The 22823-nt window shown below is 68.0% G+C and carries 20 protein-coding genes; 16 read left to right on the plus strand and 4 right to left on the minus strand.

Annotated features, from left to right (window positions below):
* Positions 1-18 precede the first annotated feature (18 nt).
* Genes AC5P9W_RS10010 through AC5P9W_RS10025 form a run of 4 tightly spaced genes read left to right on the plus strand, consistent with a single transcriptional unit; the run spans position 19 to position 4597 of the window.
* Entirely contained in the window at positions 19-810 is a 792-nt protein-coding gene (locus AC5P9W_RS10010; protein WP_019661944.1) for a lysophospholipid acyltransferase family protein, read from the plus strand.
* A gap of 52 nt (positions 811-862) precedes the next feature.
* A complete protein-coding gene (locus AC5P9W_RS10015; RefSeq protein WP_026347255.1) occupies positions 863-1852 on the plus strand; it encodes a YheT family hydrolase in 990 nt (329 codons plus the stop codon).
* Positions 1853-1908: 56 nt separating this feature from the next.
* Positions 1909-3978, plus strand: coding sequence for a tetratricopeptide repeat protein (locus AC5P9W_RS10020; RefSeq protein ID WP_206621524.1), 2070 nt, complete (start codon positions 1909-1911; stop codon positions 3976-3978).
* Positions 3979-3988: 10 nt separating this feature from the next.
* Positions 3989-4597, plus strand: coding sequence for a YbhB/YbcL family Raf kinase inhibitor-like protein (locus AC5P9W_RS10025; protein WP_111097738.1), 609 nt, complete (start codon positions 3989-3991; stop codon positions 4595-4597).
* A 179-nt stretch (positions 4598-4776) separates the two neighbouring features.
* Here the strand turns inward: AC5P9W_RS10025 and AC5P9W_RS10030 are convergent, their stop codons facing one another.
* Positions 4777-5601, minus strand: coding sequence for an META and DUF4377 domain-containing protein (locus AC5P9W_RS10030; RefSeq protein ID WP_134729776.1), 825 nt, complete (start codon positions 5599-5601; stop codon positions 4777-4779).
* 73 nt (positions 5602-5674) lie between these two features.
* Entirely contained in the window at positions 5675-6469 is a 795-nt protein-coding gene (locus AC5P9W_RS10035; RefSeq protein ID WP_111097740.1) for an undecaprenyl-diphosphate phosphatase, read from the minus strand.
* Positions 6470-6693: 224 nt separating this feature from the next.
* On the opposite strand from AC5P9W_RS10035, the gene glnA reads away from it, so the two are divergent.
* From glnA to AC5P9W_RS10090, 11 genes are all read left to right on the plus strand, one after another.
* Positions 6694-8103 carry a type I glutamate--ammonia ligase gene (gene glnA, locus AC5P9W_RS10040; RefSeq protein ID WP_019661939.1) on the plus strand — a complete coding sequence of 470 codons (1410 nt, stop codon included), beginning with the start codon at positions 6694-6696 and terminating at the stop codon, positions 8101-8103.
* Positions 8104-8449: 346 nt separating this feature from the next.
* Positions 8450-8788, plus strand: coding sequence for a P-II family nitrogen regulator (locus tag AC5P9W_RS10045; protein ID WP_004134334.1), 339 nt, complete (start codon positions 8450-8452; stop codon positions 8786-8788).
* A gap of 22 nt (positions 8789-8810) precedes the next feature.
* Complete coding sequence (gene amt / locus AC5P9W_RS10050) at positions 8811-10247, plus strand: ammonium transporter (protein ID WP_495219150.1); 1437 nt, start codon at positions 8811-8813, stop codon at positions 10245-10247.
* Between the two features lie 221 nt (positions 10248-10468).
* The gene (locus AC5P9W_RS10055) at positions 10469-11215 is read left to right on the plus strand and encodes an N-acetylmuramoyl-L-alanine amidase (RefSeq protein WP_495219151.1); all 747 of its coding nucleotides are present in this window, start codon (positions 10469-10471) and stop codon (positions 11213-11215) included.
* A gap of 67 nt (positions 11216-11282) precedes the next feature.
* On the plus strand, positions 11283-12458 hold the full coding sequence (gene mltA / locus AC5P9W_RS10060; RefSeq protein ID WP_026347252.1) for a murein transglycosylase A: 1176 nt from the start codon (positions 11283-11285) through the stop codon (positions 12456-12458).
* 84 nt (positions 12459-12542) lie between these two features.
* Positions 12543-12857, plus strand: a complete 315-nt coding sequence (locus AC5P9W_RS10065) for a hypothetical protein (protein ID WP_021204073.1) — start codon at positions 12543-12545, stop codon at positions 12855-12857.
* Between the two features lie 103 nt (positions 12858-12960).
* A complete protein-coding gene (locus AC5P9W_RS10070) occupies positions 12961-15003 on the plus strand; it encodes a TonB-dependent receptor (protein WP_134729772.1) in 2043 nt (680 codons plus the stop codon).
* Positions 15004-15118: 115 nt separating this feature from the next.
* Positions 15119-16180, plus strand: coding sequence for a two-component system sensor histidine kinase NtrB (locus tag AC5P9W_RS10075; protein WP_021204071.1), 1062 nt, complete (start codon positions 15119-15121; stop codon positions 16178-16180).
* Positions 16173-17621 (plus strand): nitrogen regulation protein NR(I), encoded by a 1449-nt coding sequence (gene ntrC / locus AC5P9W_RS10080; RefSeq protein ID WP_111097745.1) that lies wholly within the window; start codon positions 16173-16175, stop codon positions 17619-17621. The genes AC5P9W_RS10075 and ntrC overlap by 8 nt, the downstream gene beginning before the upstream one ends.
* A gap of 93 nt (positions 17622-17714) precedes the next feature.
* Positions 17715-18284 carry a superoxide dismutase family protein gene (locus tag AC5P9W_RS10085; RefSeq protein ID WP_019661930.1) on the plus strand — a complete coding sequence of 190 codons (570 nt, stop codon included), beginning with the start codon at positions 17715-17717 and terminating at the stop codon, positions 18282-18284.
* 32 nt (positions 18285-18316) lie between these two features.
* On the plus strand, positions 18317-18943 hold the full coding sequence (locus AC5P9W_RS10090) for a superoxide dismutase family protein (protein WP_021204068.1): 627 nt from the start codon (positions 18317-18319) through the stop codon (positions 18941-18943).
* A gap of 213 nt (positions 18944-19156) precedes the next feature.
* Here AC5P9W_RS10090 and AC5P9W_RS10095 read toward each other — a convergent pair whose 3' ends face one another.
* Positions 19157-20044 carry a hypothetical protein gene (locus AC5P9W_RS10095; protein WP_188250451.1) on the minus strand — a complete coding sequence of 296 codons (888 nt, stop codon included), beginning with the start codon at positions 20042-20044 and terminating at the stop codon, positions 19157-19159.
* A gap of 93 nt (positions 20045-20137) precedes the next feature.
* On the opposite strand from AC5P9W_RS10095, the gene AC5P9W_RS10100 reads away from it, so the two are divergent.
* Entirely contained in the window at positions 20138-21433 is a 1296-nt protein-coding gene (locus AC5P9W_RS10100) for an acetyl-CoA C-acetyltransferase (protein WP_099551602.1), read from the plus strand.
* A 92-nt stretch (positions 21434-21525) separates the two neighbouring features.
* Here the strand turns inward: AC5P9W_RS10100 and AC5P9W_RS10105 are convergent, their stop codons facing one another.
* Entirely contained in the window at positions 21526-22821 is a 1296-nt protein-coding gene (locus AC5P9W_RS10105; RefSeq protein WP_495219152.1) for a heme biosynthesis HemY N-terminal domain-containing protein, read from the minus strand.
* Between the last annotated feature and the right edge of the window lie 2 nt (positions 22822-22823).

Below are 22823 nucleotides of genomic sequence, written 5' to 3' on the forward strand. Positions count from 1 at the left end.
CTCCGGTATCGTGCGCGGATGACTTCCCCCACTCCGGCCCCCCGTGGCGGCGTGGCGCGTGTGTGCCGTTACCTGTACCGCGTACCGCTGCTGTTGGTCCACATCACCGTGTTCCTGCCGCTGATCCTGATCGGCATGCTTCCGCCGTGGGGCGAGCTGCGCGTGGGCGAGGATACCCTCGGGGCGAAGGTGGTGAACTGGTGGCAGGGGGGCCTGATGTGGATCTTCGGCTTCCGCCTGGTGCAGATGGGCGCGCCGCTGCCCGGTGCCGTGCTGTTCGTGGCCAACCATGTCAGCTGGGTGGACATCTGCATCCTGCACAGCCAGCGCATGATGGGCTTCGTCGCCAAGCGCGAAATCGCCAGCTGGCCCCTGGTCGGCTGGCTCGCTGCGCGCGGGCAGACCATCTTCCACCAGCGTGGCAACACCGAGTCGCTGGGCGGGGTGATGCAGGTGATGGCCGATCGCCTGCGTGGCGGCAAGGCAGTGGGCGTGTTCCCGGAAGGGCGCACCCGCGGTGGCCACGAAGTGGGGCCGTTCCATGCCCGCATCTTCCAGGCCGCGGTTGAAACCGGCGTTCCGGTGCAGCCGGTGGCGCTGGTCTATGGGCTCAAGGGTGACGCACAGACCATCGTGGCATTCGGCCCCGGCGAGAGCTTCTTCGCCAATTTCCTGCGCCTGCTCGGTGAGCCGGCGCGGCGTGCGGAAGTGCACTTCCTGGCACCGATCGGTGCACAGGACCTGGAAGGCCGTCGGCGCATCGCGGAGACCTCGCGCGCGCGCATCGTGGCGGCCATGAGCACCGGTTGAGGGCACGGTGGCCCTGGTTCCGCCACCTGTCCTGGACGCCGGTACGCCGACGTTGCATGCGGCTGACTACCAGCCGCCGCGCTGGCTGCGCAACCCGCACCTGCAGTCGATGCTCAGCTCCAGCCGCATGCGCCTGCAGCGCGGCCTGCTGCTGCTGGCGGCCACCGGCGCGGTCAGCGAAGAGCTGATCCTCGACGGCGGCGATGGCGTGCGCCTGCAGGGCTGGCACAGCCATGTCGAAGGCCGCGAACCCAAGGGCATGGCCCTGCTGCTGCATGGCTGGGAGGGCAGTGCCGAATCCAGCTACATGCGCATGGCGGCCGCGCGCATGATCGAACAGGGTTTCGATGTCGTGCGCCTGAACTTCCGCGACCACGGCAACACCCATCACCTGAACCCCGGCATCTTCCACTCCAACCTGATCGATGAAGTGGTGCATGCCGCAGGAGACATCGCCCAGCGCTGGCCGCAGCTGCCGCTGGTGGCGGCCGGCTACTCACTGGGCGGCAATTTCGTGCTGCGCCTGGCCCTGCGCGCGCCGGCCGCCGGCGTGCCGCTGCTGCGCGTGGCCTCGGTGTGCCCGGTGCTGGACCCGGGGCTGACCATGGAGAGCATCGAGAATGGTCCGGCAATGTACGATTGGTACTTCCGACGCAAATGGGCCGGCTCGCTGCGCCGCAAGCGCGATCTGTTCCCCGAGCTGAGCGACTGCGACGACCGCGTGTTGAAGCTGGATATACGTGCGCTGACCGCCTGGTTGGTTGAACGGCATACCAGCTTTGGCTCGCTGCAGGCCTATTTCGATGGCTACTCGATTGCCGGTGACCGCCTGTCGGCCCTGCAGGTGCCGGCCGACATCCTGATGGCGCAGGACGACCCGGTGATTCCCTATGCGACCTTCAGCGACTGGCAGCTGCCGCGCCACGCGCGCCTGGAGACCGCCTGCTGGGGAGGCCACTGCGGTTTCCTGGAAAACTGGCGGGGCGACGGCTTCTCCGAACGGTGGGTGGCGCAGCGCCTGCAGCGGGTGCTGGCGGGCTGAACCGGCACCGGCGCGTGGACCGCTACAATGCGGGTTTGCACTCGAACCGGACCGCCATGCAAGACCAGATCATCCAAGCGTTGCGCCAGAACCAGGCCGACCAGGCCGTGCAGCTGGCCCAGGCGTGGACCCGTGACGAACCCGGCCAGGCCGGGGCCCACCGCTGGCTGGCGCTTGCGCTGCAGCAGCAGGGCAAGGCCGAAGATGCCATGGAGGCCCTGCAGCAGGCATTGCAGCTGGCCCCCGATGATGCCCAGCTGCACCTGCAGCATGCTGGCCTGCTGCTGGCCCTGCGCCAGTACCAGGGCGCGGACGAGGCACTGGCGCGCACCACCGGGCTCGACCCGAACTCCTTCTCCGCCTACCTGATGCAGGCGCACCTGGCGGTTGGCCGCAATGACTTCGACGAGGCACAACGCCTGTCCACCCTGGCCTCGCGCGTGGAGCCGGACCACCCCGAGCTGCTGACCATCGACGGCATGATCGCGCTGCGCCGCGATGACCCGGACCGTGCGCTGGTGCTGCTGTCGGCAGCCAACAAGGCCCAGCCGAATGACACCCGCGTGCTCTATGCGCTGGGCTTTGCCTACCTTGGCAAGGACATGCTGGCATTCGCCGAGCAGGCGTTCCGCCGCGTGCTGGAACTGAACCCGGCCATCAGCTCGCTGCATGGCCTGGTGGTGCAGCTGGCGCTGCGCCAGGGCAACGTGCCGGCGGCGGCCGAAGCCATGGAGGTGGCCCTGCGGCAGCCGGAGCTGGACGTGCCGGCGATGCGGCGCCTGGCCGGTGAGCTGGCGTTGCGCAACGGCCAGCCGCTGCAGGCGCTGGACCATCTGCTGCCCTTGCTGGAAGCGATCCCCGATGACCGCCAGCTGCTGCAGCTGCTGCTGATGTCCTGGCAGCGCCTTGGCCGCGAAGACGAGGCGCGTGCACGCCTCGACGCTGCCCTGGAGCAGCACCCGCAGCTGCATGATCTGTGGCTGGCGCGCCTGGCCGTGGAAGAAGTTGGCAGCCCCGCTGCCGCGGCGACCGTTGAACGCTGGATGGACGCCATGCCGGGCCACCTGCCGGCGCTGGAAGCACGCCTGCGCCTGCACGACATGGTGGGCGAGCACGAGCAGGCCGAAGCCATTGCCGAGCGTATCGTCAGCATTGAACCGGGGCGTGTCAGTGGCGAAACCCGCCTGGTTGAAGGGTTGCTGCAGCGTGATCCGCCTGCTGCGGTGGCCCGCGTGCAGGCGCTGGTCGAGCAGGCGCCGGAAGCGCATCGCGCCGATCTGCGCACCTGGATGGGCGAGATCCAGGACCGTGCCGGCCAGCCGCAGGAGGCCCTGCGTACCTGGCTGTCGCTGCAGGCCGACCAGGCCCCGCAACGCCTGCCGCTGCCACCGCAGGCCAAGTCTCCGCCAAGCTGGCCGGAGAAGGGTGAGATTGACGGCAACACCAGTTCCGCGCCGATCTTCCTCTGGGGCGCGCCGGGCTCGGGCGTGGAGCGCGTGGCGACCGGCCTGGCGGCCGCCAGCCCGGTGCTGCGCAGCGACCGCTACACCAGCAACCCGCCCGACGATGCGTTCCAGAACTACAACACGCTGCAGGATCTCGCTTCGGGCGCACTGACGCCGGAGCGGCTGGTGCAGCGTTGGCGCGAACAGCTGCCGGCGCGTGGCCTGCAGAGCGATACCGTCATCGACTGGCTGCTGTGGTGGGACAACGCCCTGCTGTGGGCGTTGCGCCCGCAGCTGCCGCAGGGGCGACTGGTGCTGGTGCTGCGTGATCCGCGCGACATGCTGCTGGACTGGGTGGCCTACGGTGCCGCCGCGCCGCTGGCGATGACCTCGCTGGCCGAAGCCAGTGAATGGCTGACCCGCGCGCTGAACCAGATTGCCACGCTGCATGAGGACGACCTGTACCCCCACGTGCTGCTCCGCATCGACCAGGTCGGCAACGATCCGCAGGCGATGGCCGAACTGCTGGGCCGCCTGTTCGAGCGGCCGATGCCGCCGGCGGCGCAGTTGGGCGCGCCGCGCTTCCCGCCCGGCCACTGGCGCAACTACCGCGACGTGATGAGCGCCGCCTTCGCCCAGCTCACCCCGGTTGCGGTGCGCCTGGGTTACCCGGAAGAGTGAGGAGATCCTGATGCAGCTGACCAGTAACAGCCTGACCAATGGCGCACCGATTGATCGTGAGTTCGCCGCCGGCGATGCCAATGGTTTTGCGCCCGACCGCAACCCGCACCTGGCCTGGAGCGGGGCGCCGGCCGGCACCCGTTCGTTCCTGCTGGTATGCGTGGACCCGGACGTACCGACCGTGCCGGAGACGGTTGGCCGCAGCGACATGAGCGTGCCGCGCGACCAGCCGCGCTGCGATTTCGTGCACTGGGTGATGGCCGATATCCCGGCCACGGTGCAGGAGATCGCCGCTGGCAGCTGCAGCGACGGCTTCGTGGTGAAGGGCAAGACCACCCCGGCCGGCCCGGCGGGCAGCCATCAGGGCCTGAACGACTTCACCGGCTGGTTTGCGGGCAACCCGGACATGGCCGGTGACTACCTGGGCTATGACGGCCCGTATCCGCCGTTCAACGACGAGCGCATGCACCGCTATTTCTTCCGGGTATTCGCGCTGGACGTGGCGTCGCTGGACCTGCCGCAGCGTTTCAGCGCCGCCGACGCGTACCGCGCCATGCACGGCCACGTGCTGGCCGAAGCCGCACTGCACGGCACCTACACGTTGAACCCGGCGCTGTAACCGCAACCCCGGTAGCGCCGGCCGTGGGCCGGCGTTGCTTTCGGTAGCGTCGAGCCATGCTCGGCTGCTTTTCCCGATAGACAGCAGCCGAGCATGGGCTCGGCTCTACAACGCACAACGAAGAAGGGCGGCCTCGCGGCCGCCCTTCAAGTGCCAGCCGACTAACAGTCGGCTCCACATCACTTCTCGACGGCCGACTCGACCACCATGTCCAGCACGTACGCCTGCGACGGCGCATCGGCCGGCGGGTTCTTCACCTCGTAGCGCTTCACGCGCACCACGTTGCGCACGCCGTCTTCGTGGGTGTAGCCCTCGATGGTGCCGTAGAAGTTCTCGAACTTGCCCGGCTCGCCCTGCTTCAGGCCCTTGTCGTCGAACTTCACTTCACGCACCTGCAGGCACTGGTAGTCCGGGATCAGCGGGTGCGAGCACTTCTCGGTCTTCGCGGCCACTTCCAGGAACACGGTTTCGCCGGCGCCGCCGTAACGGGTTTCAGCGGTCGGTTCCGGGTTGAAGACCAGCGTGTCGCCCTTGGCGTTGGTCAGGGTCAGCTTGCCATCGGCATCCTGCTCGGCCTTCAGTTCGCCCTGCAGGCGGCTCGACACGGCCTCGTCCAGCGCCATCAGCGCCTTGTCGGTGCAGGCCATCATGGTCGAGGCCATCGCGCTGACGGCCAGCTTGCCAGCGTCGAAGGTATAACCACCGCCCATGCGGTTGCAGGTGTTGCTGACCGACAGGCGGCCGTCAGCGAAGTCGAGGGTGACCGGCTTGTCCTGGCGGGCGAACAGCGCGTCGATGCGCTTGCCGTCGGCGCCGGTGGCCTGCTGCAGCAGCCAGTGCTGGCTCTGCAGGCGCTGCGCGTCCAGATGCGCCAGCGTCTGCTGGTCCGCTGCCTTGGCCGCGGCCGGGGCCACGTCATCGCCGCCGGTGCCGGCCGGGGCCGGGGTCTGGCTGCACGCGGCCATCAGGGCCAGCGGGAGGAGCAGGGTGAGCTTGCGGTTCATGGTGATTCTCCTTGGGGAACCGTGGGGGAAACGGGGTGGGGCTGGCATTGGGGTTACCGTGCCCCGGTGCTGTTCAGCTGCCGGAGGGCAACCACAGCAGCAGCGCCGCGCCCAGCGCGATGCGGTAGAGGGCGAAGGCCGTGAACCTGTGCGACTTGATGTAGCCCATCAGCCACTTCACTACGACGAAGCCGGTGACGGCCGCGGCAAGGAAGGCCACGCCCACCTCGGTCCAGTTCTCGCTGCCCAGCTGCCCGTCCCTGGCCAGTTCCAGGAAGGTGTAGGCACTGGCGGCGAACATGGTGGGAATGCCGACCAGGAACACGAATTCGGCCGCCGCCGCGCGGCGGCTCAGGCCCAGCAGCATGGCCAGGAAGATCGCCGAGGCTGAGCGCGAGGTACCGGGGAATACGCCTGCCACCACCTGCGCCAGGCCGACGCCGATCGCCACGGTCCAGGTCACCTGGTCGCGGTCAGGCAGGCGCGCGGTGTAGGCCTCCACCAGCAGCATCCAGACACCGCCGATGATCAGCGCCCAGGCCACAGGACTGACCGTCTCCGGCAGCGACCAGCCGGCTTTGCGTACCACCAGGCCGACCACGGCGGTGACCAGGAAGGCCGCCCCCAGCTTGAATACATACTCCCGGTTCTCACGCTGGTTGAAGCCGGTGGCCAGCTGCAGCAGGCGCTGGCGGAACACCAGCACCACCGCGACGATCGCGCCGGCCTGGATGACGATGTTGAAGAAGTCCGAGCGGGCACCCAGCCAGTGCTGGGCAATGAGCAGATGGCCGGTGCTGGAGATCGGCAGGAATTCGGTCAAGCCTTCGAGGATGCCCAGCAGCAGGGCAGAGAGCAGGTCGGACATGGACGGTGCGGGCACGCGCGGCAGGAAGGAAGAAGGTCGAGAGGATAGACGATCCCTGCTGCACCAAACGGGTGCGCCTGCTGCCGACTGCACCCGTTTGGTGCGCGCTGTTCCGCACCGGTGCGGGGCGGGCTTAGGGAAATCAACGACTTGCGGGTCGCAAAAAGTTGGCACGGTCATTGCTGTACCTCAGCAGGCATTCATCCCCATCCGAGGTCGTACCGATGTCCGTGGAAAACGTTGAGAAGCTGATCAAGGACAACCAGATCGAATTCGTCGATCTGCGTTTCGTGGACATGCGTGGCGTCGAGCAGCACGTCACCTTCCCGGTCAGCATCGTCGAGCCGTCGCTGTTCGAAGAAGGCAAGATGTTCGACGGCAGCTCGATCGCCGGCTGGAAGGGCATCAACGAATCGGACATGGTGCTGCTGCCGGACCCGTCCAGCGCCTACGTCGATCCGTTCTACGCCGATCCGACCCTGGTGATCAGCTGTGACATCCTCGATCCGGCCACCATGCAGGCCTATGGCCGCTGCCCGCGCGGCATCGCCAAGCGTGCCGAGGCCTACCTGAAGTCCTCCGGCATCGCCGAAACCGCGTTCTTCGGCCCGGAGCCGGAATTCTTCATCTTCGACTCGGTCCGTTTCGCCAACGAAATGGGCAACACCTTCTTCAAGGTCGACTCGGAAGAAGCGGCATGGAACAGCGGCGCCAAGTATGACGGCGCCAACAGCGGCTACCGTCCCGGCGTGAAGGGCGGCTACTTCCCGGTTCCGCCGACCGACACCCTGCACGACCTGCGCGCCGAGATGTGCAAGACCCTGGAACAGGTCGGCATCGAAGTGGAAGTACAGCACCACGAAGTGGCCACCGCCGGCCAGTGCGAGATCGGCACCAAGTTCAGCACCCTGGTGCAGAAGGCCGACGAGCTGCTGCGCATGAAGTACGTCATCAAGAACGTCGCGCATCGCAACGGCAAGACTGTCACCTTCATGCCCAAGCCGATCGTCGGTGACAACGGCAGCGGCATGCATGTGCACCAGTCGCTGTCCAAGGGCGGCACCAACCTGTTCTCCGGTGACGGCTACGGTGGCCTGAGCCAGCTGGCGCTGTGGTACATCGGCGGCATCTTCAAGCACGCCAAGGCCATCAATGCCTTCGCCAACTCGGGCACCAACAGCTACAAGCGCCTGGTGCCGGGCTTCGAAGCGCCGGTGATGCTGGCCTACTCGGCCCGCAACCGTTCGGCCTCGTGCCGCATTCCGTGGGTCTCCAACCCGAAGGCGCGCCGCATCGAAATGCGCTTCCCCGACCCGATCCAGTCCGGCTACCTGACCTTCACCGCGCTGATGATGGCCGGCCTGGACGGCATCAAGAACCAGATCGACCCGGGTGCACCGAGCGACAAGGACCTGTACGACCTGCCGCCGGAGGAAGAGAAGCTGATCCCGCAGGTCTGCTCCTCGCTGGACCAGGCGCTGGAAGCGCTGGACAAGGACCGCGAGTTCCTGAAGGCCGGCGGCGTGATGAGCGATGACTTCATCGACGGCTACATCGCGCTGAAGATGCAGGAAGTGACCAAGTTCCGCGCGGCCACCCACCCGCTGGAATACCAGCTGTACTACGCGAGCTGACCGGGCGCGATGGCGGTGGGTTCCCCCTCCCACCCGCCGCCATCGCTTCCGTTCTCGCGGCTGGGGAGCCGCAGGGCGGGCGCAGGCCCGCCGTTGTAGAGCGGACTGTCAGTCCGCTGCATTGGAACGCGAGCCATTGGCCCGCTTATCCAGGGGCAAGAGAGAGACCGGATACGCGACCAGGGCCGCCCTCCCTCCCGCGTCGGTCGTGCAAGGAGAGAGGCACGGCCGTCCCGGCCCTGTACGTGTCCGGTGCAACAGCCACGGTCATCATCCTGATGACCCGTGGTTGCCTGATGCCAACGCGCGCTGGCGCGCTGGCCCCATCCACCCTCGGGACATGCGCATGAAACTGATCTCCGCCATCATCCGACCGTTCAAGCTCGACGAGGTCCGCGAGGCCCTGTCCGATGCAGGCGTGTCGGGCATCACCGTGACCGAAGTGAAAGGTTTCGGTCGCCAGAAGGGCCACACCGAGCTGTATCGCGGTGCCGAGTACGTTGTCGACTTCCTGCCCAAGATCAAGATCGAAACCGTCGTCACCGACGAACGTGCCGACGCGGTGATCGAAGCGATCCAGTCGTCTGCCGGCACCGGCAAGATCGGTGACGGCAAGATCTTCGTGACCGCTGTCGAGCAGGTCATCCGCATCCGCACCGGCGAAATCGGCGCCGACGCGCTGTAAGCCCCCTTCCGGAGACTCCCCCATGAAGATGCGCCTTCTCACCGGGTGGCAAGCCCGGTTCCATCTGGTGTGCCTGTTGATGCTGCTCAGCGCGCTGGCCGCTGGTGCCTGGCCGGGCAGCGCCCACGCCCAGGCACAGGTGTCGCCGCTGCCGAGCGAAACCGTGGCGGTCGAGCCGCTGCACGATCCGGCCGCCACCGCCACCGCCGCCGCGCCGGCCGTGGCCGAAGCGGCCGCTGCCTATGATCGTGGCGACGTCGCCTGGATGCTCACCTCCACCTTGCTGGTGCTGTTGATGGTGGTTCCAGGCCTGGCCCTGTTCTATGGCGGCCTGGTGCGTTCGAAGAACGTGCTGTCGGTGCTCAGCCAGATCCTGGTGGTGTTCTCGCTGGTGCTGCTGCTGTGGGTGGCCTATGGCTACAGTGCGGTGTTCAGCGCCGGCAATCCGTTCTTCGGCTCGTTCACCGAATTCGCCTTCCTCAAGGGCCTCACTCCGGAGTCGGTGGGCAATACGCCGATCAAGGGCCTGCCGGATTACCTGTTCGTCGCCTTCCAGTCGACCTTCGCCGGCATCACCACCGCGCTGATCGTCGGTGCCTTCGCCGAGCGCATCAAGTTCCGTGCGGTACTGCTGTTCTCGGCACTGTGGTTCACCCTCAGCTACATCCCGATGGCGCACATCGTCTGGGGCGGCGGCTACCTGGGTGAACTGGGCGCGATCGACTTCGCCGGTGGCACCGTGGTCCACATCAATGCGGGCGTGGCCGGCCTGGTCGGCGCGTGGTTCGTCGGCAAGCGCCTGGGCTACGGCCAGACCGCGCTGAAGCCGCACAACGTACCGTTTACCTACATCGGCGCCATGCTGCTGTGGGTAGGCTGGTTCGGCTTCAACGCCGGTTCCGCCGCTGCGGCCGATACGGTGGCCTCGCTGGCCTTCCTCAATACCGTGCTGGCCACCGCCGCCGCCGTGCTCGGCTGGACCCTGGTGGAAGCGATCGGCAAGGGCAAGCCGTCGGCGCTGGGTGCAGCCTCGGGTGCGGTGGCCGGCCTGGTCGGCATCACCCCGGCCTGTGGCACGGTCGGCCCGCTTGGCGCGATCGTGATCGGCTTCGTCGCCGGCGTGATCTGCGTGTGGGGCGTGACTGGCCTCAAGCGCCTGCTGAAGGTGGACGACACCGCCGACGTGTTCGGTGTGCATGGTGTCGGCGGCATCGTCGGCGCGATCCTCACCGGCATGTTCAGCGCGCAGTCGCTGGGCGGCACCAAGGCCGATCTGGATATCGGCCACCAGGTGTGGGTGCAGGTGGTCAGCGTCGGCCTGACCGTGCTGTGGTCGGCGGTGGTGACCGCGGCCATCCTGCTGGTGGTCAAGGTCGTGGTCGGCCTGCGCGTGACCGAAGAGGCCGAACGCACCGGCCTGGATGTGACTTCGCACGGCGAGTCTGCCTACGAGGCCTGAGGTAGCGGCGTACTGACGTGGTGGGTGCCGACCGTTGGTCGGCACTTCCCCTGTCCTGGTTCTGGTAGGTGCCAAGCTTGCTTGGCACAGGGTCCGGGTCTGCTCTGGTGGGTGCCGACCGTTGGCTGGCACGGCCGGAGTGGCGCATCCACGCATGGCGTGGATCTACCGAATCTTTCTTGTGACATGCACCCTCGCGCCAGATCGCGCACAATCAGGCCATGCCTCCGATCCGCACCACACTGATGCTCTCGGCCTGCCTGTTGCTGGCCGCCTGCGCTTCCACGCCACGGGAAACGCGCAACCCGCTCGCCACCTGGGTGCCTTCGCCCAACCAGAACGCGCGCACGCCGGTCATCATCGTCATCCACCACACCGAGCAGAAATCGGTGCAGCAGAGCCTGCATACGCTGCGTACCGCCAACAGCGGTGGACCGGTCAGCGCGCACTACCTGATCGGCGCCGATGGCCATCGCTACCAGCTCGTCGCCGATGAGCGCCGTGCCTGGCATGCCGGCGCCGGGCGATGGGGCACCATCACCGATCTCAACTCGGCCTCGATCGGCATCGAGCTCGACAACGATGGCCGCAGCCCGTTCAGTGCGGCGCAGATCGAATCGCTGATCGTGCTGCTGCGTGACCTCACCACCCGCCTGAACATCCCGCCGCGCCAGGTGATCGCCCACGCCGACCTGGCACCGACGCGCAAGCAGGATCCGAGCCGCTTCTTCCCGTGGCAACAGCTGGCCGAGGCCGGCTTCGGCGTGTGGCCGCGCGCGGCCGACGGCGCGGCACCGGAAGGCTTCGACGCGTGGAATGCGCTGGCCCGCTTCGGCTATCCACTGGACAACCGAGAAGCCACCGTCGTCGCCTTCCACCGCCGTTTCCGTGGCCGCGACGACCTGCCCAAGGCGCTGGATGCCGAGGACGCTCGCATCCTGCATTCGTTGCTGCTGCAGATGCCGTGACTCCGCGCATGAACGCTTGACCCCGCGCCGGGTTGCCGCCCAGCGGCCGGCCCGCCACCATGGCGGCATGATCGATTCCGCTACCTTCTTCAAGCGCAAGCACTGGACCCTGTTGGCAGCGGCGGTGCTCGCCGGTTGCGCCACCACCGCTCCCCGCACGGGTTCCGAAGCGCCCACGGCGACCTCACCGCCGGCGGCCACCTACGCCAAGGTCGACTGGAAAGCCCTGCCAGCGGTCTCAAACAGCGATCTGCAGGCCGGCTTCGTTGCCTGGCGCAGCAGCTGCACCCGCCTGAAGAACGACGCTGCCTGGGCCAAGCCCTGTGCCACCGCCGCAGCCGTGTCAGACAAGGACCCGGCCGCGATCCGCCAGTTCCTGCAGCGCGACCTCGATGCCTATGCGCTGCGTGCTGGTGGCCGTCAGGCCGACGGATTGATCACCGGTTACTACGAGCCGATCTACCCCGGCAGCCTTACCCGTACCGATAAGGCCACGGTGCCGGTGTACGGCACGCCGGATGATCTGATCGTGGTGCAGCTGGACAGCCTCTACCCGGAACTGAAGGGCAAGCGCCTGCGCGGGCGGGTTGAGGGCAAGGTGCTCAAGCCCTATGACGATGCCGGCACCATCGCCGCCAAAGGCGTAAAGGCGCCGGTGCTGGCCTGGCTGACCGACCCGATGGACCTGCAGCTGCTGCAGATCCAAGGGTCCGGCCGCGTGCGCCTGGCTGATGGCACGCAGGTGCGGCTGGCCTATGCCGAGCAGAACGGCCACCCCTATCGCGCGATCGGTCGCTGGCTGGTGGACCAGGGCCAGCTGAAGAAGGAAGACGTCACCATGGACGCGATCCGCGCCTGGGCCCGGGCCCATCCCGCGCGCGTGCCGGAACTGCTGCGCAGCAACCCCAGCTACGTGTTCTTCGTGCGCACTCCGGACAGCCCGGAAGGTCCGCGTGGTTCACTGAACGTACCGCTCACCGCCGGCTACAGCGTGGCGGTGGATCGCACCGTGGTACCGCTGGGCAGCCTGCTGTGGCTGTCCACCACGCGCCCGGACGGCAGCCCGGTGGTGCGCCCGGTGGCCGCGCAGGACACTGGCGGTGCCATCGCCGGCGAAGTGCGCGCCGACCTGTACTGGGGCAGCGGCGAAGCCGCGGGCAAGCTGGCCGGCGACATGAAGCAGAAGGGCAACATCTGGATGTTGTGGCCGAAGGGCGTGGCGTTGCCAGCGCCGGCCCGCTGAAGCGCCCACCTGCGCGCTGCGAGGTCGGGCGATAATGGCGCCATTCCGCACTTTCCGGCCGCGCCAGCGGCCAGGGCTCCTGCAATGACCTACGCAAAGCACAACGCAAAACCCGGCGCGAAGTCCGCCGCAAAGAAGTACTACAAGCACTGGGCCGAATCGGGCCTGGGCAAGGGCAACGTGCTGATGGAAGCGCGCGGCGAGAAGATCGTGCGGCAGGTGGAAATCTACGGCACCAGGATGGTCTGGGCCGACGAGCATGCCCACAGCGACGACCGCTTCCTGCTGGCCGACCAGCCGGTGTCGTTCCTGGATTTCGACGAGGACGACGAAATCTCCGCGCGTGAATTCGAAGCCGCCTGGAAGAAGGCACGGGAAGCCACCGGCTACCCGGTGTAATCCCCCCGGCTCCCGCCCTTGTAGCGCCGAGCTTTGCTCGACGCTGCAAAAGCGGACACGTGAAATGTTATATGATTACATTTCACCGTAACCGCCCCTTCCCATGACTCCCACCCTTTTGGCCGCCTTGGCGGCCGCGCCGTTCGCCCCTGAAGCTTTCGCACAGTCCGCCGATGCCGCGCTCACCCTCGGCAAGGTGCAGGTGCACCAGCACGGCGAAGGCCAGCTCAGTGCGCACCAGGTACTGACTTCGGTGGACGTGCTCGGCGCGGACCAGATCGAAGACCGCAACGTCTCGCACAGCTGGGAGCTGCTGGGGCAGATGCCCGGCATCCAGCTCACCGAAACGCGGCAGGGTGCCGAATCGGGCAAGGTCAGCTTCCGCGCCTTCAACGGCGAGGGCTACCTCAACGCGATCAAGACCCTCATTGACGGCATCCCCAGCAACGTCAACAGCGGCAACCAGCGCTTCATCGACATGCTGTTCCCGCTGGACATCAGCTACATCGAAGTGGTGCGCGGTACCAACGACCCGCGCTACGGCCTGCACAACATCGGCGGCAACGTGAACTTCGGTACGCGCCAGGGCGGCACCTACACCGACGTGCGACTGGCCTATGGCAGCTACAACACCCGAGATGCACAGCTGGCAGTCGGCCGCGAAGCCAATGGCTTCGCGCAGAACTATTTCGTCGGCACCCAGGCCAGCGACGGCTACCGCGATCACGATGCCTCGAAGAAGTATTCGCTGGGCGGCAAGTGGTTCCATGGCTCGCTGGACGACGGCCTGCGCGTGGGCCTGACCGCGCGTGCGTACCACCACGAAGCCGACGAACCCGGCTTCATGACCGCCGAGGAGCTGCGTACGCACCGCCGTGGCAGCGACCTGCGCAACGGCAACGATGGCGATGAACGCGACATGCGCCAGATCGCCGCGCACCTGGACATGAAACTGTCCGACGCGCTCACCTTCGGCACGCGGCTGTACTACAACCGCTATGAAGACGACCGCCGCGTGACCTTCAGCGACGTGCCCAACGGCAACCTGCCGCGCCAGCGCCGCGTGTGGGACGAGCGGCAGCATGGCCTGCTCAGCACGCTCACCTGGCAGGCCAGCCCGACGCTTACCGTCGAGGGTGGCCTGAACTACGAGCAGCAGGACAACGGCTACATCCGCGAGCGCTACGCCTACGCCGAACCCACCGACTTCAGGCAGCCACCGGCGCGGGTGCAGAACAATGATCGCCACAGCTTCGACAACTGGGGCGCCTACGTGCAAGCCGTCTACCAGCCCGTCGAAGCCTGGAAGGTCGTGCCGGCCTATCGCGTCGACCGCTTCAGCGGCCGCACCCACCTGGTGAACGGCGTCAGCGGCCGCCTGCAGGACTACGGCACGATCGGCCAGCCCAAGCTGAGCATCATCCACACCCTGGGCCAGACCACCCACGTCTACGCGAACTGGGGCCGCACCTTCCAGGTACTGACCGGCTCCACCGCACCGGCCTACCTCACCCCGGGGCAGGCACCGATGCAGCCGTCCACCAACACCGGCATGGAGCTGGGCCTGAAGTTCCAGCCGTTCGCGGGCGCCCAGGCACGTCTGGCGGTGTGGCAGCAGGACGCGGAAAACGAGGTATCCAACATGCCGGCCACCGGAACCACGGTCATTCTGGGCAAGACCCGCCGGCGCGGCGTGGATGCGCAGTTGAGCCTGCAACTGGGCGACGACTGGACGGTGTGGGCGTCGCACGCCTACCAGGAAGCGAAGATCACCCGCGACGACCGCGATGCCGGCGTTTCCCTGCAGGGACGCGAAGTGGCTGCCACCCCGCGCCACATCAGCAATCTGGGCGTGGATTACCGCGCCGGTGATGCGCTGCGGCTGGGCCTGCAGGCGCGTGCACAGGGCGATTACTACCTGGAAGAGCGCAACGTAGCCGGCAAGTTCGGTGGCTTCGCCGTGCTCGACCTCAGTGCTGCCTACCAGCTCACCCCGCGATTCAGCGTGGACCTGCAGCTGAAGAACGCCACCAATCGCCAGTACGCCTACGCCTGGTACGACAGCTTCTTCTGGGACAGCGCCCGCCCGATGTTTTCGCCGGCCCCGGGACGCAGTGTGTTCGTCGGCCTCAACATGAAGCTGTAACCGGCCACGCATCTGGTAGTGGTCGAGCTCGCTCGACCTGCGGCAGGGGCCGGAGCCCTTTTCTGGCGGAACGTGCTCTGACCCCGAACCCCGCATTTTGCACTACATTGGTGCAATGTCCGACCCCGCACCCCCGCCGTCCCTCGATGCCCTGGGCACGCCGCTGGCCTGGGCCGGGGCCGATGGCCGCATCATCGGCTGCAATCCGGCCTTCGGCCGCTGGCTGGGTGTCAGCGGGCGCCGCCTGCTGGGACAGCCGCTGGCTGCACTGGAAGTGCAGGGCGAAGCGCTGGCCCACTTCCTGGCACGCGATGAGCGCGACAGCCTGCGCCTGAACCGGTTGGCGCTGGCGGTGCCCGGCGAGGCGCCGCGCTTCGCCGAGGGCTGGATGAGCCGCCGCGACGATGGCGGCTGGTTGCTGGAGGCACATCCGGTCGACGAATTCCCTGGGCTGGACCCGACGCAGGCCCTGCCCAGCGCGCTCAGCGCGGCGCTGAAGGGCCTGGCCCACGAGCTGCGCAACCCGCTGGCCGGGTTGAAGGGTGCGGCCCAGCTGCTGGCCCGCCGCGCGGCCCAGCGCGAGGCCAGCGAACGCGAACTGATCGAACTGATCGGCTCGGAGATCGAGCGCCTCAACGGCCTGCTCGACCAGCTGCTGTCGCCGGCCCCGGCCGCACCCCACGCCGAACTGAACATCCATGCCGCGCTGGAACGCGTGCTGCGCCTGGCCGAGAACGAGGCCGGCTGGGCAGTACGCCTGCAGCGCGACTACGACCCCAGCATTCCCGAATTCCGTGGCGACGCCGACCGTCTTACCCAGGCGGTGTGGAACCTGGTGCGAAACGCAATCCAGGCCGGTGCCGGCAGCATCACCCTGCGCACCCGCGTGGAGCATGGCGCGCGCATCGCCGAGCAGCTGCACACGTTGGCCTTGCGCCTGGAAATTGCCGACGACGGCCGTGGTGTACCCGAGGAACTGGCCGAGCACCTGTTCCTGCCGCTGGTCAGTGGCCGCGCCGAAGGCACTGGCCTGGGCCTGGCGCTGGCCCAGCAGGTGGCGCGCGAGCACCGCGGCACGCTGACCTACCGCTCGCGCCCGGGTCATACCGTGTTCACCCTGCTGCTGCCGATTGTCAGTGGCGCCGCCCCGGCCGAGGAGGCCCCGCGCGATGTCTGAGTCTTCTTCGTCCCCGCAGCGCATCTGGGTGGTCGATGACGATCGTGCCGTGCGCTTCGTGCTGTGCACCGCGCTGCGCGAGGCGGGCTACCAGGTCGTCGATTTCGACAGCGCTGCGGCAGCCCTGCAGGCCCTGGGCGAAGGCGCGCCGCCGGCGCTGCTGTTCACCGATGTGCGCATGCCTGGCGACGATGGCCTCGTGCTGCTGGACAAGCTCAAGGCCGCGTTGCCGCAGCTGCCGGTGGTCGTGATGTCGGCCTATACCGATGTGGCCAGCACGGCCGGTGCGTTCCGCGGCGGCGCGCATGAATTCCTGTCCAAGCCGTTCGACCTGGACGATGCCGTGGCGCTGGCGCAGCGCGTGCTGCCGGCGGTGGCGCCGGCACTGGCAGCGCCCACGCCTGCGCCGGAAGCGCATGGCGACCAACCGCCGCAACTGGTGGGTGAGACGCCACCGATGCGCGCGCTGTTCCGCGCCATCGGTCGCCTGGCGCAGGCGCCGCTGGCGGTGCTGATCACCGGCGAGACCGGCACCGGCAAGGAGCTGGTGGCCAATGCACTGCATCGCGAATCGCCGCGCGCGCATGGGCCGTTCGTCGCGCTCAATACTGCTGCCATTCCGTCCGAGCTGCTGGAAAGTGAGCTGTTCGGCCATGAAGCCGGCGCCTTCACCGGCGCGCAGCGCCGCCATACCGGCCGCTTCGAGCAGGCCGATGGCGGCACGCTGTTCCTGGATGAGATCGGCGACATGCCGCTGCCGTTGCAGACCCGGTTGCTGCGCGTGCTCGCGCAGGGCGAGTTCTTCCGCGTCGGTGGCCGCGAACTGATCCGCGTCGATGTGCGCGTGGTGGCCGCCACCCACCAGGACCTGGAAGGGCTGGTCGCGCAGGGGAAGTTCCGCGCGGACCTGCTGCACCGCCTCGACGTGGTGCGCCTGCAGCTGCCGCCGCTGCGCGAGCGCCGCGAGGACATCGCGCAACTGGCCAGCACCTTCCTGGCCGCCGCCGCACGCAGGCTGGACACGCCGCCCAAGCGCCTGACCGCCGCCGCACTGCAGGCGCTGCGCGAACACGACTGGCCCGGCAACGTGCGCGAACTGGAAAACGTGTGCTGGCGGATGGCCGCGCTGGCCGCCGCTGACACCATCGGCGTGGCCGACGTCGATACCGCGCTGAACCGTACGCGGGGCGGTCGCGGCGGCATCAGCGGTGCCGATCCAGGCCAGTGGGAAGCGCTGCTGGCCGAATGGGCGCGCCGCCAGCTCGCCGAAGGCGTGGAAGGGCTGCATGCGCAGGTGCGCGAGCGGGTCGACCATGCGCTGCTGGAAGCGGCGCTTCAGATCACCCATGGCCGCCGCGCCGAAGCCGCTGCCCGCTTGGGCCTGGGCCGCAATACCCTTACCCGCAAGCTGGGCGCTGGCCGCCGCCGCGGGGGCCATTGAACGGTCCCTGCACGCGGTCCTCGCGCCTGCTTGCCGAACTGTTGATCGTTCATGGACGATGCAACGCTTAGTGTCACCTGCAAGGAGTCTTCGATGCGTCTGTCCTTTGCCATCCTGCCGTTGTCCGCCGCCGTGCTGCTGTCTGCCTGTGGCAGTACGCCGAAGAAAGCCGAGCCCACCCCGCCGCCGCCGACCGTGGTCAGCGCTGCGAAGCAGGGCGAGGCCAATCTCGCGCCGGCCTCGGCCAGCATTGTCAGTGGCCGCATCGCACTGATGGTGGAGCCCGGCGGCATGCACATCACCGGCCTGGTCGGTGGCCTGCAGCCGATGCAGCAGGCCGGCTTCCACATCCATGAGCGCGGCGACTGCAGTGCGGTGGATGCCAGCAGTGCCGGCAATCATTTCAATCCCGGTGGCGCTGCGCATGGCCGCGCCGGCACCGGCAAGCACCACCTGGGCGACATGGACAACCTGCGTGCCGACGCCCAGGGCCGCGCCAACGTCGATATCCACCTCAAGGGCGTTACCCTTGGCGGAGGCGCCGCCACCGATATCGCCGGACGTGCACTGGTCGTGCATGCCAACGCCGACGACTATCGCAGCCAGCCCGCCGGCAATGCCGGCGTCCGCATCGCCTGTGGCGTGATCCGGGTCGTCCGCTGATCACTGCAGGCATCATCGAGGGAGAGATTCCAATGCGTCTGATCCACACTTCGCTGTTTGCGGCCATCGCCGCGCTGGGCCTGGCGGCCTGTAATCAGCAGCCCGCCACGCCGCAGACTGAAACTCCGCCGGCCGCGCCGGCCGACGGCGCCACCACCGGACCGGCGGCAACTCCGGAACCGGCTGCGGCACCGGCGGCCGATGCTTCGGCAACGGCCGAGCTGGCACCGACCCAGGGCAACGAGACCAAGGGCAGCGTCACCTTCAAGGTGGTTGATGGCAAGGTGCACGTGACCGGCCAGGTTACGGGCCTGAAGCCGGGTAGCGAGCACGGTTTCCACATCCACGAGAAGGGCGACTGCAGCGCGCCGGACGGCATGAGTGCCGGCGGCCACTTCAACCCGGGCAAGCAGGACCACGGAAGCGTGGCGGCCGATCCGCACCACGGCGGCGACATGCCCAACATCAAGGCCGACGACAAGGGCGTGGCCACCATCGACGGCCCGGTGTCGAGCAACGTCAACATCGGCAAGGGTGATGACTTCGACATCATCGGCCGCGGCCTGATCGTCCACGCCGATGCGGATGACTACAAGACCCAGCCGACCGGCAACGCCGGCGCGCGCCTGGCGTGTGCGGTGATCCAGAAGGCCCCGTAAGGACGCTTTTGCTGGAAACGGAAAACGCCGGCGCAAGCCGGCGTTTTTCTTTGCATCGCTTCCTGTAGAGCCGAGCCCATGCTCGGCTGCTCTTCGGTGGACCTGAGCCGAGCATGGACTCCGGCGCTACAGCAATACGCACGGCGGTCGCGCCCCGGCGAAACGCAATTGCACGGTAGCGCCGGGCCATGCCCGGCGGTGCGCATCCGCAGATCAGCGCGCCAGCAGCTCGCGCGCGTCGTGCCCGGCCTCGCAGTGCACGAACAGCACCGGCACGCCGTGTGCCTCCAGCACCGCAGCCATCTGCCGCTGGCGCATCAGGAACTGTTCGTAGATGCCCTTCAGGCGGTCGCAATCGTTCTTGCTGTGGTTGTAGTGCGCGCACCAACCGGCCGGGTCGAACAGTGCCATGCGTGCTTCGCCGTGCGTATAGCGCAGCAGCGGCTCGGGCGCGGCATTGAGCCACTCGTCCTCGCCCGGCGCCATGATCGCGGTCTCGATCAGCGGCCACAGCGCGGCCAGGCCCTGGTTGTCGTACTGCATCGACATCATCGCGGCCAGATCGTTCACGGTGAAGTAGCGTGCGTGTTCGATCCGCGCACCGAAGCTGTTCTGCGCCATCAGCGCGGTGTCGGCATGCGCCATGCCGTTGGCGAGCAAGGTGTCTTCCAGCGCATGCGCGACCGCGTTGGTGGTGGCCACATCGCTGCCGGTCAGCAGGAACGGCACCACGCGCAGGCCACCGCCAACCAGGCTGGCATCGGCCTGGAACGGCAGCGGCACATCACCCTCGGCATCGGTACCGAAGGCCAGCAGGCGCGGGCCCTGGTTGCGGCCCGGAGCACGCATCTGCAGTTCTTCCAGGCGGCGATGGATCGGCCAGCCCGGGCGCAGCACTTCGGCCGGGTCGAAATGGGCGGCGGCGAACACCAGGTCCAGCTCGGCTACCTGCGGCACCAGCTTGGACAGGTCACGGCCGACGCGTTCGGCCAGTTCACCGGCCTGTTCTGCGCTGAGCACCGCCTGGCGGGGGATTTCACCGCCGGCCAGTTCCAGGGCCAGCACGCCAAGGGCATTCATCGCGGGGTCGGGTTTGCTCATGGTTCCACGGTTGGCCCATCACAGGGCGGCAGCTACACTTGGCTCCATTATGCCTGCTCCGCCGTGCAGGCCATGTTGCAGACACCCTCATCCATGCCAGGTATCTCCATGCCCAACGCTCGTCCCGTCGCCATCCTCGGTGGCGTCCGCATTCCGTTCTGTCGCCAGAACACCGCGTATTCGGATGTCGGCAACCTCGGCATGTCGGTCCGTACGCTGGGTGCGCTGGTCGAACGGTTCGGCCTGCATGGCCAGCAGCTGGGTGAAGTGGCAATGGGTGCGGTGATCAAGCACTCCAGCGACTGGAACCTGGGCCGCGAAGCCACGCTGTCCTCCGGCCTGTCGCCGCTGACCCCGGGCATCACCCTGCAGCGCGCCTGCGGTACCTCGCTGGACAGCATCATCACCGTGGCCAACAAGATCGCGCTGGGCCAGATTGAATCGGGCATCGGTGGTGGTTCGGACACCACCTCCGACGTGCCGATCGTCTACGGCAAGAAGCTGCGTGCACGCCTGCTGGCCGCCAACCGCGCCAAGAGCACCGGCGACAAGATCCGCGCACTCACCGCTGGCTTCAAGTTCTCCGAGCTCAAGCCCGAGTTCCCGGGCGTGGCCGAGCCGCGCACCGGCAAGAGCATGGGCGACCACTGCGAGGACATGGCCAAGGAGTGGAACATCTCGCGCGACTCGCAGGACGAGTGGGCGGTGTCCTCGCACAAGAAGCTGGCTGCCGCCTATGAGCGCGGATTCTTCAACGACCTGATCGCACCGTTCCGTGGCGTCGAGCGTGACAACATCCTGCGCCCGGATACCTCGCTGGAAAAGCTGGCGACGCTGAAGCCGGCGTTCGACAAGGTCTCCGGCCGTGGCACGCTCACCGCCGCCAACTCCACCCCGCTGACCGACGGTGCCGCTGCGGTACTGCTGGCCAGCGAAGAGTGGGCACGTGCGCATGGCCATGAGCCGCAGGCCTATCTGCGCGATGCGCATGTCTCTGCGGTGGACTTCGTGCATGGCGAAGGCCTGCTGATGGCACCGACCGTGGCCGTGCCGGAGATGCTCAAGCGCAATGGCCTGACCCTGCAGGACTTCGACATCTACGAGATCCACGAGGCCTTCGCCGCGCAGGTGCTGTGCACCCTGCGTGCGTGGGAGAGCGAGGATTACTGCCGCAACCGCCTGGGCCTGGACGCGCCGCTGGGCCGCATCGACCCGGACAAGATCAATCTGCTGGGCTCGTCGCTGGCCACCGGCCACCCGTTCGCCGCCACCGGCGCACGCGTGATCGCTACCGCCGCCAAGCAGCTGGCCGAACGCGGCGGTGGCCGCGCGCTGGTGTCGATCTGCACCGCCGGCGGCATGGGCGTGGTGGCGATCGTCGAACGCTGATCGCTGCGACTACCGGGTTCCACATATGAAAACGCCGCCCGGTGGGCGGCGTTCTTTTTCTCCGGTGGGTGCCGACCGTTGGTCGGCACGCTTCACGGCAACCGCGGGTTGCCGAATTCGTCGCGCTCTTCGTTGGCGTCATACACCGGGGGCTGCACCGCGACCGGCTGCTCTTCCACCGTGGCACGCAGCGGCGCTTCGCTGCCGCGTACCAGTTCCACGCTGTCCTCGCCGCGCTGCAGGCGCAGCGCATTGGCCAGGCACTGTGCCGCCAGCGCGTGTTCGCCACGCTGCGCGAACAGTTCACCCAGTGCCTCCCACGCTGGGGCACCGGCGCCGGCGGCGATGGCCTCGTGCAGGAACGTATCGGCGGCATCCCACTGCTGCTGGGCCAGGGCCACGCGGCCCTGCGCCAGATGCAGTGCGGCCGAGCCATCATGCACATTGCGCCAGCGCGCCAGGTTGGCCTGGCGGGTGGCCAGGCGCTCGGCCGGCAGGCGGCCGTACAGCGCCACCAGTTCGTCGTCCCAGCGCTGGTCCAGCGCCTGTTCCAGCGCCAGCAGCGCCGGCTCATCCCAGTTCAGGGCCACCGCGCGGCTGGCATAGGCGCCCACCACGTCCGGGGTCGGCCGCAGCGCCTTCGGCGTGGCTTCCCACTGTGCGGCCAATGCGTTGACGTCGGCCGCTTCCAGCAGCGCCTGTGCGGCCAGGCGGGCTTCCAGTTCGCTGTTTGATTCGGCCGGCAGTACCTTGCTCTGGCGCAGCGCACCCAGCTGGCCATAGGCCTCGTGTGCGCGGCCGGCACGCGCCAGCGCTTCGGTACGCAGCCACAGGCCGCGCGGCGGCAGCGGCTGGATCGCGGCTACGTCCAATGCGTTGATCGCATCCACCGGCAGGTCGCGCGCCAACAGCTGTTCGGCGCGCAGCAGCGCCTGCAGCGTGGCATCGCTTTCGCCCAGGCGCTGCAGCAGTGCTTCACCGGCGGGGCCGTCGGCGCGCGCCTGTGCGCTGCGCACCGCATTGGCCAGCGCCACCGCGCTCACCTCCGGGTCCTTGGCCGCACCGTCCAGCAGTTTCTCGGCACGCTGCCACTGGCCATGCTCGTAGGCCTGCAGGCCGTCGATCAGGCGCACCCTGCCCTGCTTGCGGCGGTAGCGGCCCCAGGCACGGAACGGTGCAGCGATCAGGCTCCACAGCAGCCACAGCACCAGGACCGTGATCACCGCCAGCAGCGCTACCTTCGGCAGGTTGCTGTGATAGTCGTAGCCGCCGTAGCGCAGGGTCACCTCGCCGAAGCGGTTCAGGTCATCGGCGCCGAGCCATTGCGCGGCGACCACGCCGATGGCCACGGCCAGCAACAGCACGACCAGGGATTGCAGGGGTTTCATGC

It is taken from the genome of Stenotrophomonas sp. YJH_SMC_33 (assembly GCF_059372295.1).

Bases quoted from the DNA above. Each gene is read 5' to 3' on its own strand.
- AC5P9W_RS10010 (WP_019661944.1), top strand. From the start codon at position 19: ATGACTTCCCCCACTCCGGCCCCCCGTGGCGGCGTGGCGCGTGTGTGC.
- AC5P9W_RS10020 (WP_206621524.1), top strand. From the start codon at position 1,909: ATGCAAGACCAGATCATCCAAGCGTTGCGCCAGAACCAGGCCGACCAG.
- AC5P9W_RS10025 (WP_111097738.1), top strand. From the start codon at position 3,989: ATGCAGCTGACCAGTAACAGCCTGACCAATGGCGCACCGATTGATCGT.
- AC5P9W_RS10030 (WP_134729776.1), bottom strand. From the start codon at position 5,601: ATGAACCGCAAGCTCACCCTGCTCCTCCCGCTGGCCCTGATGGCCGCG.
- AC5P9W_RS10035 (WP_111097740.1), bottom strand. From the start codon at position 6,469: ATGTCCGACCTGCTCTCTGCCCTGCTGCTGGGCATCCTCGAAGGCTTG.
- glnA (WP_019661939.1), top strand. From the start codon at position 6,694: ATGTCCGTGGAAAACGTTGAGAAGCTGATCAAGGACAACCAGATCGAA.
- AC5P9W_RS10045 (WP_004134334.1), top strand. From the start codon at position 8,450: ATGAAACTGATCTCCGCCATCATCCGACCGTTCAAGCTCGACGAGGTC.
- amt (WP_495219150.1), top strand. From the start codon at position 8,811: ATGAAGATGCGCCTTCTCACCGGGTGGCAAGCCCGGTTCCATCTGGTG.
- AC5P9W_RS10055 (WP_495219151.1), top strand. From the start codon at position 10,469: ATGCCTCCGATCCGCACCACACTGATGCTCTCGGCCTGCCTGTTGCTG.
- mltA (WP_026347252.1), top strand. From the start codon at position 11,283: ATGATCGATTCCGCTACCTTCTTCAAGCGCAAGCACTGGACCCTGTTG.
- AC5P9W_RS10065 (WP_021204073.1), top strand. From the start codon at position 12,543: ATGACCTACGCAAAGCACAACGCAAAACCCGGCGCGAAGTCCGCCGCA.
- AC5P9W_RS10070 (WP_134729772.1), top strand. From the start codon at position 12,961: ATGACTCCCACCCTTTTGGCCGCCTTGGCGGCCGCGCCGTTCGCCCCT.
- AC5P9W_RS10075 (WP_021204071.1), top strand. From the start codon at position 15,119: ATGTCCGACCCCGCACCCCCGCCGTCCCTCGATGCCCTGGGCACGCCG.
- ntrC (WP_111097745.1), top strand. From the start codon at position 16,173: ATGTCTGAGTCTTCTTCGTCCCCGCAGCGCATCTGGGTGGTCGATGAC.
- AC5P9W_RS10085 (WP_019661930.1), top strand. From the start codon at position 17,715: ATGCGTCTGTCCTTTGCCATCCTGCCGTTGTCCGCCGCCGTGCTGCTG.
- AC5P9W_RS10090 (WP_021204068.1), top strand. From the start codon at position 18,317: ATGCGTCTGATCCACACTTCGCTGTTTGCGGCCATCGCCGCGCTGGGC.
- AC5P9W_RS10095 (WP_188250451.1), bottom strand. From the start codon at position 20,044: ATGAGCAAACCCGACCCCGCGATGAATGCCCTTGGCGTGCTGGCCCTG.
- AC5P9W_RS10100 (WP_099551602.1), top strand. From the start codon at position 20,138: ATGCCAGGTATCTCCATGCCCAACGCTCGTCCCGTCGCCATCCTCGGT.
- AC5P9W_RS10105 (WP_495219152.1), bottom strand. From the start codon at position 22,821: ATGAAACCCCTGCAATCCCTGGTCGTGCTGTTGCTGGCCGTGGCCATC.